This is a genomic window from Serratia sp. TSA_105.2, assembly GCF_052692115.1.
In genome coordinates, this window is record NZ_JBQZFT010000012.1 from 35,992 (window position 1) to 48,017 (window position 12,026).

10 protein-coding genes are annotated in these 12,026 nt (G+C 58.5%); 2 read left to right on the forward strand and 8 right to left on the reverse strand.

What is annotated here, in order from left to right; genetic code table 11:
- Positions 1-20: 20 nt before the first annotated feature.
- The 3 genes from ACUTSC_RS22535 to cutC form a co-directional block, all read right to left on the reverse strand.
- Positions 21-2,105 carry an FKBP-type peptidyl-prolyl cis-trans isomerase N-terminal domain-containing protein gene (locus ACUTSC_RS22535; protein ID WP_197767855.1) on the reverse strand — a complete coding sequence of 695 codons (2,085 nt, stop codon included), beginning with the start codon at positions 2,103-2,105 and terminating at the stop codon, positions 21-23.
- Positions 2,102-2,506: a hypothetical protein gene (locus tag ACUTSC_RS22540; RefSeq protein ID WP_197767856.1), complete on the reverse strand. Its 405-nt coding sequence runs from the start codon at positions 2,504-2,506 to the stop codon at positions 2,102-2,104. The genes ACUTSC_RS22535 and ACUTSC_RS22540 overlap by 4 nt, the downstream gene beginning before the upstream one ends.
- 430 nt (positions 2,507-2,936) lie before the next feature.
- Positions 2,937-3,695 (reverse strand): copper homeostasis protein CutC, encoded by a 759-nt coding sequence (gene cutC / locus ACUTSC_RS22545; RefSeq protein WP_197767857.1) that lies wholly within the window; start codon positions 3,693-3,695, stop codon positions 2,937-2,939.
- Between the two features lie 101 nt (positions 3,696-3,796).
- On the opposite strand from cutC, the gene ACUTSC_RS22550 reads away from it, so the two are divergent.
- Positions 3,797-4,945, forward strand: coding sequence for a PatB family C-S lyase (locus tag ACUTSC_RS22550; RefSeq protein ID WP_197767858.1), 1,149 nt, complete (start codon positions 3,797-3,799; stop codon positions 4,943-4,945).
- Here ACUTSC_RS22550 and ACUTSC_RS22555 read toward each other — a convergent pair.
- The gene (locus ACUTSC_RS22555; protein ID WP_063990163.1) at positions 4,942-5,508 is read right to left on the reverse strand and encodes a VOC family protein; all 567 of its coding nucleotides are present in this window, start codon (positions 5,506-5,508) and stop codon (positions 4,942-4,944) included. The two genes, ACUTSC_RS22550 and ACUTSC_RS22555, sit on opposite strands and share 4 nt — an antisense overlap.
- A gap of 829 nt (positions 5,509-6,337) precedes the next feature.
- On the opposite strand from ACUTSC_RS22555, the gene argS reads away from it, so the two are divergent.
- The gene (gene argS / locus ACUTSC_RS22560; protein WP_197767859.1) at positions 6,338-8,068 is read left to right on the forward strand and encodes an arginine--tRNA ligase; all 1,731 of its coding nucleotides are present in this window, start codon (positions 6,338-6,340) and stop codon (positions 8,066-8,068) included.
- Positions 8,069-8,130: 62 nt separating this feature from the next.
- Here the strand turns inward: argS and murJ are convergent, their stop codons facing one another.
- The 4 genes from murJ to rimJ all read right to left on the reverse strand — a co-directional run bounded on the left by murJ (position 8,131) and on the right by rimJ (position 11,927).
- Positions 8,131-9,666 (reverse strand): murein biosynthesis integral membrane protein MurJ, encoded by a 1,536-nt coding sequence (gene murJ, locus ACUTSC_RS22565; RefSeq protein ID WP_197767860.1) that lies wholly within the window; start codon positions 9,664-9,666, stop codon positions 8,131-8,133.
- Between the two features lie 106 nt (positions 9,667-9,772).
- Positions 9,773-10,693 (reverse strand): Gfo/Idh/MocA family oxidoreductase, encoded by a 921-nt coding sequence (locus tag ACUTSC_RS22570; protein ID WP_197767861.1) that lies wholly within the window; start codon positions 10,691-10,693, stop codon positions 9,773-9,775.
- The gene (locus ACUTSC_RS22575; RefSeq protein WP_197767862.1) at positions 10,686-11,333 is read right to left on the reverse strand and encodes a DUF480 domain-containing protein; all 648 of its coding nucleotides are present in this window, start codon (positions 11,331-11,333) and stop codon (positions 10,686-10,688) included. Before ACUTSC_RS22575 ends, ACUTSC_RS22570 begins: the two co-directional genes overlap by 8 nt.
- 9 nt (positions 11,334-11,342) lie before the next feature.
- Positions 11,343-11,927: a ribosomal protein S5-alanine N-acetyltransferase gene (gene rimJ / locus ACUTSC_RS22580; protein WP_063990360.1), complete on the reverse strand. Its 585-nt coding sequence runs from the start codon at positions 11,925-11,927 to the stop codon at positions 11,343-11,345.
- Between the last annotated feature and the right edge of the window lie 99 nt (positions 11,928-12,026).

Genomic DNA, 12,026 nt, shown 5'->3' on the forward strand with positions numbered 1-12,026 from the left:
CGGCCTGCGCCGGCCCGACCTTACCCGTTACTGACATCGACAATCCGCAGCTCATACACCATGGTCGCATTCGGCGGGATCTGCGGCGCATAGCCCGTTTCACCGTACGCCAACGCCGGCGGCACCACCATCGTCAGCGAACCGTGGTTTTTCAGATGGCCGATCGCCTCACGGAACAACGGCGGATAGGCGGAGAGCGGCTGTGACATTACCTTCCCACTGCGATCCATATCCTGAATCACGCTGCCGTCGGTTAAGCTCTCTTTCACCACGATGTCCACCCGCGCGTTTTCCTTAATGGCTTCATCACCCGTATAATCGATGCGATACCAGAAACCGGCAGGCGACTTCTGCGTGCCCTTCTTCTTTTTAAACTCGGCGACAAACGCCTCACCCTTGCTGGTCTGCGTCTTCGCCGCCTGATTTCTGGCGTCGTTCACCGCTTTTTCCGACTCCGCCAGCGCGTTGGTCAACTGTGCGTCGCTCAACTGGTAATGGCCGTTGAAGGTATCGATTACGCCCGCCAGCAGCACTGTTTTATCGGGATTGATGCCCCAATTTTTACGCTCCGCCAGCATCGTTTGAATGTCTCGCCCCAAAGCGACACCGGCAGCGTAGCTCTGCTGCTCCGGCTTTTTCTTGAGCGATTGCGTATCCGGCAGCCATTTGGCCCGCGATCTCAGCCCGTCCAGCTCCTCACGCAAGGCCTGCTGCGCTTGATTGGCGTCCGCTAACGCCCATGCAGCTTTTTTCGCCTGCTCCGTCGTTTTCGCCAGTTGCAGTGTTGATTTATCGCTTTCCGCCACCGCCGTTGCCAGCCGCTGCTCCAATGCCTTCGCCTGCTCGGTTTGCGTCTTGTTTTTTTCCTGTAACTGCGCCAGCTGCTGTTGAAGTTCGCCCGTCGCCTTGGCGGCTTCGGCCTTTTGCTGCGCCAGCGCCGTCTTCAGGCTTTTCTCTTGCTGCTCAGCCTGTTGACGTTGACCATCGCGCTCTTTCTGCAGCTGCGCCAGCTGCTGTTGAAGCTCGCCCGTCGCCTTGGCGGCTTCGGCCTTTTGCTGTTCCAGCGCAATCTTCAGCTTTTTCTCTTGCCGCTCGGCCTGTTGGCGTTGGTCATCCTGCTCTTTCTGCCGCTGCGCCAGCTGCTGCTGAAGTTCGCCCGTCGCCTTGGCGGCTTCGGCCTTTTGCTGCGCCAGCGCCGTCTTCAGGCTTTTCTCTTGCTGCTCGGCCTGTTGGCGTTGACCATCACGCTCTTTCTGCAGCTGCGTCAGCTGCTGCTGAAGTTCGCCCGTCGCCTTGGCGGCTTCGGCCTTTTGCTGCGCCAGCGCCGTCTTCAGGCTTTTCTCTTGCTGCCCACCCTGCTGCCGTTGGCCCTCCTGCTCTTTTTGCAGCTGCGCCAGCTGCTGCTGCAGTTCGCCCGCCAACCTGGCAGCCTCGGCCTTCTGCTGTTCCAGCTCGACGGCGGCCGCTTTTTTTCCCTGCTCATAACGCTGGCGCGCTTTATCGTTGGCGCTCTGGGCCGCGGCCAGTTTCTCCTGCCAGGCGTTATCCGCCTGTTCAGGCAACGCCGCCAGCCGCTGTTCCAGCAAGGCAATGCGCCGATCGCGCTCCTCGGTTTGCTGCTTTTGCCGCGCTAACGCCGCCTGCGCTTCGGCGATCTGCGCCTGAGCCTTGTGCTCCTGCGGGGTCAGGTTTAGCGCCTGCCGTACGCCGCTGGCGAAGTCGCTCAACGCGCTCAAATCAGGCGCCGGTTTATCGGCAGCGGCCAGGGACGACGCCACCCGCAACGCGGTCAGCTCCTGCTGCAGTGATTGAATAGCGGTTTGCTGCTGCTCCAATCGAGCCTCTTTCTCGCGCAGCGTCTTCTGCAACTGCGCCAGTTGCTTTCTTTGCGGGCTCGTTTCACGAGTTTGAACCGGCCGAGACGCCGGCTTTTGGGTTTCCTGAGATGGGGTAACCACGGTATCAGCCGCCGGTGCGTCCTGCCGCTGATAACGCTCGGCAAACTGCAATAATGCCGGTACATCGTCATCCGCCGCGGCCACCGCTGGCGCAAACGCCAGCGGTATCATCAGGCTCAGAAATGCCTTTCTTGCACGAGGGGTCATTGGGCGCGTTCTCCGCGCTCAGCCAGGCCGGTCATCATGGCAGAACTGATGTCTGCGCAGAGGCGGCTGGTACGATAACGATACAGGGCGTCGACGGTTTCCTGCGTGCCCGTGTTGACCCGCTGGCGTACCCCGGCATACTGCGCGGCGCCGCTCATCAAGGTATCGAACTCGCGTTTGAATTTTTGGTATTTTTCGTTATCCATGCCGCGCATGGCATCCAACTCGCGCTGGCACTGCTGCATACGCTCGGCCTCACGCTGCCGTTTGTCTTGTTCCGCAATTTCTTCTGCGCTGGGCGGCTTACTTAATGTAGAAACGGGCCGCTTGGCGGTCTGGCAGCCGCTCAGGGCCAATGTCAGCAAAAGCGCAGCGGTCAAACAGTGTGCCGTTCGGGTCATTATCGTTATCTCCTTGTTAAGTCCGCCACCAACCCGCTCCGCGGCTGCGTCGACGGCTCTCCTCAATTGATGCTGTGATGTTCCGGCCATATGGCCGGCGATGAACAGGTAAAAATACAGACGCGGTGATGAGCGGCAGAACGCAAATCATTCACCGTGACAATACATACCAAAAAACCATTTAATATTATGATATTTAAAGGGTTTTAACTCACAAAGTTATCAGCAGGGCATGACGAGCGCAAGAAGAGATGAGGGGCAATTCGACCGAGAAACAACCTTGAAACGGACATCTCGTCTTTGCAGGGCATAAAAAAAGCCCCGGCAAAACGCCGGGGCCTGGTACTTGCGTGATCGCCGAGGGCTCAGTGACACGCAAAGGGGGTCTTACGGCCCGGAAACCGGTTGTCAAACGCGGTTAGCTGCGTGTTTATGCGCTTTGCGCCAGGGGATCAACCAAGGCCAGCGCGTTTTTCATCGCCTCCACCATTTCGCCATCCACGCAATAATGGCTAAATTCGTCAAACTCATTATCGGAGCACATGGTGACACCCGCCTTGCGGTAACGCATGGTCGACGGCACCAGATGGCCGGAAGAGCTGTGCAGTTCATGCAGGCCGATATCGATAAACTTGTGCAGATTACTGAGGCGCACGCCGGCACCCGCCATGATCACCGGGCCCTGACTGGCCTGACGCAAATCGCGCAGCAACGGCAGGCCCAGTTCGGCGCTCTGCTGTTGGCCGGAGGTCAGAATGCGCGCCACGCCCAGCTCGGTCAGTTGCGCCAACGCCACCAGCGGATTCTGGCACATGTCGAACGCGCGATGGAACGTCACCGCCATGCCCTCGCACAGCTTCATCACTTCGCGCATGCGCGGCAGATCGATGTGCCCTTCTTCGTCCAGCATGCCGACCACTACGCCGGGGAACCCCATCTCGCGGATCTGGCGGAGATCCTGTTTGATCACCTCGAAATCCACCGCGCCGTAGCAGAAATCGCCACCGCGAGGGCGAACGATCGGATGCACCGGGATCGCAACCCGCTCGCGCGCCAGACGCAGCGTGCCGTAGCTCGGCGTCAATCCCCCTTCGCTCTGGCTGGCGCACAACTCGATACGATCGGCGCCCGCCCGTTCGGCCGTCAGCGCACAGTCGACGCTAAAGCAACAAACTTCCAGTTTTATCATTGTCACCCCCAGATAACGGCCAACTTACGGCGGCAATTGTTCATTTCTTCATTTCTCACGTAGGCTCATGCATAGGCATAAACCGGCTCAGGGTTGTAACTATGGCATTCAATTTTGATCAATGGGTAGACCGCAGTCACAGTGACAGCGTTAAGTGGGATAAATATCGCGGCAGCGACATCATCCCGCTTTGGGTCGCCGACAGCGATTTCACCTCACCGCCGGCGGTGATCGAAGCCTTGCAGCACCGCGTAGCACACGGCGTATTCGGCTACAGCCACCCATCCCCTGATCTTATTGAGGTTTTTACCCGCCGCATGGTAGAGCGCTACGGCTGGCACATCAAGCCTGAATGGATCATTTTCCTGCCTGGGCTGGTGTGCGGCCTGAACCTGTGCGTGCGTGCGTGCACCGAAGAACATCAGAGCACGCTGGCCCCCTCGCTCATTTATCCGCCGTTTCGCAAGGCGGCCAAATTCGCCGGGCGTGAACACCTTGCGGTGCCGCTAACGGTGGCCGACCAACGTTGGGGGCTGGATTTTTCTTCGATGCCTGATCGGCTCAACGGCAACGAGAAACTCCTGTTGCTGTGCAACCCGCAGAACCCCGGTGGCACCGTTTATCGCCGGGACGAACTGTTGCGGCACCATCAGTTCGCTCGCGAGCACGATTTAATCGTCTGTTCCGATGAAATCCACTGCGAGCTGCTGCTTGAACCTGGCGTGCAGCATATCCCTTTCGCCACCCTGAATGACGATGCGGCCCAACGCAGCGTGACGCTGATGTCGCCGTCAAAGACGTTTAATCTCGCCGGACTGGGCGCTTCAATGGCGATCGTTCCCAATGAAGCGCTGCGACAAAGGCTGAAACGCGCGCGCAGCGGTATCGTGCCGGAGGTCAATCTGTTGGCGCTGGTGGCGGCGCAGGCGGCTTATCAATACGGGCAACCCTGGCTGGATGAGCTGCTGATTTACCTGCGCGCCAATCGCGATCGGCTGGCAAAGCGTATCAACGCCATGCCGGGATTGACGTTACTGCCTATCGAGGCCACCTACCTGGCCTGGATAGACTGCAGCACGTTGCCGGTAGATAACCCGCATCAGTTCTTCGAACGCGCGGGCGTTGGGCTAAGCGCCGGTTTGGACTTTGGCGATCGGCGCTTTGTACGGCTTAACTTTGGTTGCCGGTGGGCCCTGCTCGATGAAGCGCTCGATCGCATGGCGCGAGCCTGTGCGGCACTGCCTGGCTAACCTTGTTCGCTGGCGACAATGTCTCGAATGGAATAAGGATGAAACTTGATCGTCACCGTTCCGTCAGTGATAGCCAGCGTCGGGTTCGGCAGCCGTTCGCCCTCGCCCTTTGGCGAGCTTTGCTTCAGCTTGATCCCCGGTGCCAGCAACGCTTCATCGGCAAGGTGGCTCAACGCCCGGGCGTGCAGCGTCTGCGGATCGCCACTGAGCACTAATTCAACGTGTTCCCAGCCTTCGTGCGGATAGCGCTTCTCTCCGGGATACGGCAGTTCGATGCAGTCTATCCGCCACGGCCCTACGGCCAGCGGCTGAGACAAATCGAACAGACAGATAGGTCGCCCGTTGATCATCGATTCGGACAGCAGTGTCCCGCACTGCATCAGCCCCTGGCGCCAGCGTTCGGCGGTGGCATTCTGATGACAGCGCAGGGAGATGTGATCGGCGCTAAACGCGGCCAGATCAAGCCGCAATTTGGCGGCAAATTGATGCAACGCCTGCTCAAAACGCGGCAGGTCGAGCTTCAGATCGTCAAGCTCGGCAATGGCCTGCAAGGGAGTGGTCATAGAAACCTCAAAACAACGGAGCGCAAAGTTAAACGCCGTAATTTACACGCTGGCGGCAGCGCTCGCCACCGTTGCGAGGTTTTTCGGCGGCCGTTCAGAATGATTTTTGGTTGCGGGCAGGGAGAATAGAAAACCAGATTTTTATTAAGGTGACAGCTTATTAAATCAACGTAAAAATAAAAAATAAGATTTTTCGCATGCCATTATACCTTTACTTCATGACGCTATGATTTAAGTTATTTTGCACAAAATCATCTGCAGCCCATTAGTCAAGCCGATTGAATTTCCGGGTTTAATCATACCTGATTCACTTATCGAAGCCACATAAAAGCATAAGCACAATCCATTGAAAAAAAAGAAAATAAACCCCATTAATTGATGGAAATCTAAGGATTATCTTAATTTAACTCCAGGTAATTGATTCACCAAGACAACTCGGCTACTTTGGAGGAAATTTAAATTCGAGATGATCATTATGTTATTGCTGACGATATCCTTGGTGTTGATAATTATCGCCGTATACGCCATCTACCGTCATTTCAAATCACGCCGCACCAACACGCTGGATGCCGGTCGCCGCAATAAAAAGCGCTAGTTTCGCAACTCTCCCCCTCGTACATTCTGTTCAGGCCATTCTGCTTTCACTTTCCGGTAATCAACGCGCCGCCCCCGACAACTGTTTCATCGCAGCGGCCGCGCCAACTGCTGACGGGCTCCGTCAGATCGGTTACAATTGCAGGCTGTTTTGTGGAGGCCGCCCATCGCGCCCGCCACCGTTGAATCCCGCAGGGGCTGGCTTCAGCCCCTCGTTCGTCATTAAGGTAACCCGGTGAATATTCAGGTTCTTCTTTCAGATAAAGTCAGCCAGGCGCTGATCGCCGCTGGCGCGCCAGCCGATTGCGAAGCGCAGGTCCGCCCTTCCGCCAAGGCGCAGTTTGGTGATTACCAGGCCAACGGCGTGATGTCCGTCGCCAAAAAGCTGGGCATGCCGCCCCGTCAGTTGGCGGAAAAAGTGGTGCAACTGCTGGATCTCGGCGACGTCGCCGGTAAAGTGGAAATCGCCGGTCCCGGCTTTATCAACATTTTCCTGAACAGCGACTGGGTCGCCAGCCAGGCCGATCAGGTGCTGAACGCACCGAAGCTGGGCATTGCGCCGGTTGAGCCGCAAACCATCGTTATCGACTACTCCGCACCGAACGTGGCAAAAGAGATGCACGTCGGCCACCTGCGCTCCACCATCATCGGCGACGCCGCGGCGCGTACCCAGGCGTTTCTGGGCCATAAAGTGATCCGCGCCAACCACGTCGGCGACTGGGGCACCCAGTTCGGCATGCTGATTGCCTACCTGGAAAAAATGCAGAACGAAAACGCCAGCGATATGGGCCTGTCCGATCTCGAGCAGTTCTACCGCGAAGCCAAGAAACATTACGACGAAGACGCCGAGTTCGCCGAGCGCGCGCGCGCGTACGTCGTGAAGCTGCAGGGCGGCGATCAGTACTGCCTGAAAATGTGGCGTAAGCTGGTCGATATCACCATGGCGCAAAACCAGCTGACCTATAACCGCCTGAACGTCACGCTGACCGAAGACGACGTGATGGGCGAAAGCCTGTATAACGCGATGCTGCCGGGCATCGTCGCCGATCTGAAAGCCAAAGGGCTGGCGGTGGAAAGCGAAGGCGCCACCGTAGTGTTCCTCGACGAATACAAGAACAAGGACGGCGACCCGATGGGCGTCATCATCCAGAAAAAGGATGGCGGCTACCTCTACACCACCACCGACATCGCCTGCGCCAAGTATCGCTACGAAACCCTGGGCGCCAATCGCGTCCTGTATTACATCGACTCCCGTCAGCATCAGCACCTGATGCAGGCCTGGACCATCGTGCGCAAAGCCGGTTACGTGCCGGAGTCCGTCTCGCTGGAACACCACATGTTCGGCATGATGCTGGGCAAAGACGGTAAGCCGTTCAAAACCCGCTCGGGCGGTACGGTGAAGCTCTCCGATCTGCTGGATGAGGCCATCGAACGCGCCGAACAGCTGATCGCCGGCAAAAACCCGGACATGCCGCAAGACGAAATGAAGACCGTGGCCCGCGTGGTCGGCATCGGCGCGGTGAAATACGCCGATCTGTCGAAAAGCCGCACCACCGACTATGTTTTCGACTGGGATAACATGTTGGCCTTCGAAGGCAATACCGCGCCTTACATGCAATACGCCTATACCCGTGTGGCATCGGTATTCAAACGCGCCGGAATCGACGAAAGCAGCCTGACGTTGCCGCTGACGCTGACCGAAGAGCGTGAAATTGCGCTGGCCACCCGCCTGCTGCAGTTCGAAGAAGTGCTCACCACCGTCGCGCGTGAAGGCACGCCTCACGTCATGTGCAGCTACCTGTATGATCTGGCCGGCCTGTTCTCCGGTTTCTACGAGCACTGCCAGATCCTGAACGCCGACAGCGAAGAAGCGCGTCAGAGCCGCCTGAAGTTGGCGCTGCTGACCTCGAAAACGCTGAAAACCGGTCTGGATACGCTGGGCATCGAAACCGTCGAACGTATGTAAGCCGCACCGCGCGGAAAGTAAAAAGGTCGCCCAGGCGACCTTTTTTTGTTCTTGCCTTCGCCTCAGGCGACGCGGCGCGCAAAATCGCGCGGGCGGAAGCCCAACCCGGCCAGCACGCCAAAGTACGCCACCACACCGGCCACGACCACCGCAGCCAAGCGCAGCAAACGCTCCAGCATGTTGCCCTGATCCCAGGCCGGCAACAGCCACATCGCGCCAATCAACACGGCCGACATCACCAGCACGGCGATCACCAGCTTGGTGAGGAACAACGCCCAACCCGGCTGTGGCTGGAAGATCTTCTGCTTGCGCAGCTGCCAATAGAGCAGCGCAGCGTTCAGGCAGGCCGCCAAACCGATCGACAGCGCCAGGCCGGCATGCTTCAGCGGACCAATAAACGCCAGGTTCATCACCTGCGTCATGATCAGCGTGATGATGGCGATTTTGACCGGCGTTTTGATGTCCTGCCGCGAATAGAAGCCCGGCGCCAGCACTTTAACCACGATCAGCCCCATCAGCCCTACCGAGTAAGCTACCAGCGCGCGTTGCGTCATCGCCGCGTCAAAGGCGCTGAACTTGCCGTACTGGAACAGCGAAACGGTCAACGGCTTGGCCAAAATGCCGAGCGCAATGGCGCTCGGCAACGCGAGCAGGAAGCACAGGCGCAGCCCCCAATCCATCAGGCGCGAATACTCGTCGTGGTTGCCGCTCGAGAAGCTTTTGGCCAGCGACGGCAGCAGGATGGTGCCCAAGGCCACGCCCAGCACGCCGGAAGGAAACTCCATCAGGCGGTCGGCGTAGTACATCCAGGACACCGAGCCGGACACCAGGAACGAAGCGAAAATGGTGTTGATGATCAGCGAGATTTGGCTGACCGACACCCCGAGGATCGCCGGCCCCATCTGGCGCATCACGCGCCAGACCCCGGCATCACCGAGCTTGAGACGCGGCAATACCAGCATGCCTATCTTGCGCAGGTGCGGCAGCTGATACCCCAACTGCAGCACGCCGCCCACCACCACCGCCCAGGCCAACGCCAGCACCGGCGGATTGAAATACGGGGCGGCGAACAGCGCGAAGCCGATCATGCTGACGTTAAGCAACGTGGGCGCAAAGGCCGGGATCGAGAAGCGGTTCCAGGTATTGAGGATCGCCCCCACCAGCGAAGCCAGCGAGATCAACAGAATATAGGGGAATGTGATGCGCAGCAGCGCCGACGTCAGGGCAAACTTGTCGGGCGTATCGGTAAAGCCCGGTGCGGTGAGATAGATAACCCAGGGCGCGGCCAGCATCCCCAGCACCGTAACCACCGCCAGCACCAGCGTCAGCAGCCCGGAGACATAGGCGATAAAAGTGCGCGTCGCCTCTTCACCCTGCTGGCTCTTATATTCCGCCAGGATCGGCACGAAGGCCTGCGAAAATGCCCCTTCGGCAAAGATACGGCGTAACAGATTCGGAAGTTTGAACGCCACGAAAAAGGCGTCCGTTGCCATGCCGGCCCCGAACACGCGCGCGACGATCGCATCGCGGGCAAAGCCCAACACCCGCGAAAACATCGTCATCGAGCTGACGGCAGCCAAGGATTTGAGTAGGTTCATGTGGTTGTCTGATAGGTACCGTAAATATCAACGCCTGCAACAGCAGGCGTCAGTGAAACAATCGGCTCAGTTTACGCATCCGGAAAAGAATAGCTACCGCCATATGTTACATAGAGTTATCCCGCAGCAAACGCTCGACCACCCGCTGGGCAAGCAGCGCCTGTTCGCCGCCGGTTTCCGGCGCGCTCTGGTTGGCGACGGCATTAAGGAAATGTCGTACCGCCCCGTCGAAGCCGCGTTGCACCAGCGTGCTTTGCCAGCCCGGCACCGGCTGTTCCAACACGCCCTGCGCATCTTCACGCAGCCAGTGGCGCATATCGGTCAACTGATACAGTGCGCCGTCGGTCACCGCCTGCACGCTTTCACGCTGGCTGCCGCCGCGGCGATGCATGCTGGTCGTCACCTGCGTGCCCCCGCAGGCAAAGTGGTGCTCGGCGTACAGCATTTCGCCTGCGGCGTTGGCGCACAAGCTGCCGCTCAGCAATTGTTCGTCTCCGCCCGCCAGCCACAGCGCAGTGTCCACCACGTGCAGGTAATCATCCAACAGGGTAAAACGCAGATCGTGCGGGCCGACGCTGTCCGCCCGATGTTTATCCATGCGAATGGAGGCCGGCTGATTCATTTGCTGTTTGAGCTGCCGGTAAAGCGGCGCGAAACGGCGGTTGAACCCCACCATCAGCGTTTTGCCTCGCCGCTCGGCCAACTCAAGCAACTGCTCGCCCTGCTCCAGCGTTTCCGCCAGCGGTTTATCGACGTAAACGTGCACGCCGCGGTTCAGCAGCTCGCCGATTACCGAGAAATGACTGGCGGTGCTGCTGTGAACAAAGACCGCGTCGCACTGTTCGGCCAGGCTGTCCAGACGGGAGAAACAGGCCATGCGGTAGCTGTCGCACAGCGGCTGCGCTTTTTGCTGATTGGGCGAAAAACCGCCCACCAGCGTCCAATCCGCCGCCTGGCCGAGGATTGGCAGGTAAGCCTTCTGCGCAATACTGCCCAATCCCACCACGCCCACACGCAATTTAGTCATTCGCATCCCTCCCCAACAAGTGTTGCAACTGCCGTTTCAGCTCCGCCACTTCGCTTTCCAATGCGCTAACCCTGGCGCTCAGTTCGCCGTCGTCCTCTGATTCGAACGCCGCCGGCGGCGCTTCATCAATCTGGCCGCTGAACAGATGCATGAACCGGCTTTCACGCTTGCCCGGTTCACGCGCCAGGCGCACCACGAACGGACCATCTTCGCGCGTGGCCAACTGCTGCAGCACCTGTTCGACCTCGCTGACATCGTTGAACTCGTGCATCCGGTTGGTGCGGGTGCGCAGCTCGCCCGGCGTTTGCGCGCCGCGCAGCAATAAGGTAGCGATCACCGCCAGTTCGGCGGGCGAGAGTTTCAGTTGGCCGAACTCGGAGTTGCAAAACCGCTGTTCGTACTTCACCACCCGGTTGCCGAACCCGCTGAGCGTGCGCAGGAAATGTTTGCGCAGCAACAGATCGAGCAGTTGCTGCACCTCGCTTTCGCTCAGATCCATCACCGGCTCGCGGTTGGTTTTTTGATTGCATGCCAGGGTAATGGCGTTAAGCGAAAGTGGGTATTGGTCCGGGGTCGTGACCTGTTTTTCCAACAGGCAGCCGATGACCCGCGCCTCTCTGGCGTTCAATTCATATTTCATCGTTTGGCCTCAACGTGGGGGTAGCCACTCTTTATTGGTGTATGCCGTCAAAACGTGGTCTTGCCACTGGCCGTCGATCAGCAGGTAATCCTTGGCGTAACCTTCGCGTTCGAATCCCAGACGCGTCAGCAGCGCGCCGCTGCGCTGGTTGTGTGGCATATAGTTGGCCATGATGCGGTGCATGCGCTGTTGGCGCAGCATATAGCGCATGGCGGACTGCAGGGCTTCGAACATCAGCCCTTGCCCCTGCCATTTTTCCCCCAGCGAATAGCCGAGGAAACAGGCATGAAACGAACCGCGCAGCACGTTGCTGAAGTTCGCCACGCCGCGCACTTCCTGTTCTTCCGGATCGAGCAGGATAAAATAGTAGGCGCTGCCCTGCTTTTGCATTTCGGTGATCATGCCCAGGCGCGCCTGCCAGCCGGAAGGATAACAGTGGCTTTCGTCGCGCACCGGCTCCCAGGGTTTGAGAAAGGTCCGGTTCTCGGCATAATAATCCGCCAGGCGATAGGCATCCCGTTCATGCACTAAACGGACCACCATCCGGTCGGTTGTAAGACGTACTTTTGGCGATGCAGAGCGATAGCCGAACATCATTTCCCCCGCAGTCAAAACGGTTCGATAAGAAGTATTTATTAGGAAGCCGAGCGGATCATTATCCTGTGCCGATCTTTTGCCATGGTTTTATTTTGC

Excerpts from the sequence above, each read along its gene's own strand:
- ACUTSC_RS22535 (WP_197767855.1), bottom strand. The coding sequence starts at position 2,105 with ATGACCCCTCGTGCAAGAAAGGCATTTCTGAGCCTGATGATACCGCTG.
- ACUTSC_RS22540 (WP_197767856.1), bottom strand. The coding sequence starts at position 2,506 with ATGACCCGAACGGCACACTGTTTGACCGCTGCGCTTTTGCTGACATTG.
- ACUTSC_RS22570 (WP_197767861.1), bottom strand. The coding sequence starts at position 10,693 with ATGACTAAATTGCGTGTGGGCGTGGTGGGATTGGGCAGTATTGCGCAG.
- rimJ (WP_063990360.1), bottom strand. The coding sequence starts at position 11,927 with ATGTTCGGCTATCGCTCTGCATCGCCAAAAGTACGTCTTACAACCGAC.
- ACUTSC_RS22550 (WP_197767858.1), top strand. The coding sequence starts at position 3,797 with ATGGCATTCAATTTTGATCAATGGGTAGACCGCAGTCACAGTGACAGC.
- ACUTSC_RS22555 (WP_063990163.1), bottom strand. The coding sequence starts at position 5,508 with ATGACCACTCCCTTGCAGGCCATTGCCGAGCTTGACGATCTGAAGCTC.
- cutC (WP_197767857.1), bottom strand. The coding sequence starts at position 3,695 with ATGATAAAACTGGAAGTTTGTTGCTTTAGCGTCGACTGTGCGCTGACG.
- murJ (WP_197767860.1), bottom strand. The coding sequence starts at position 9,666 with ATGAACCTACTCAAATCCTTGGCTGCCGTCAGCTCGATGACGATGTTT.
- ACUTSC_RS22575 (WP_197767862.1), bottom strand. The coding sequence starts at position 11,333 with ATGAAATATGAATTGAACGCCAGAGAGGCGCGGGTCATCGGCTGCCTG.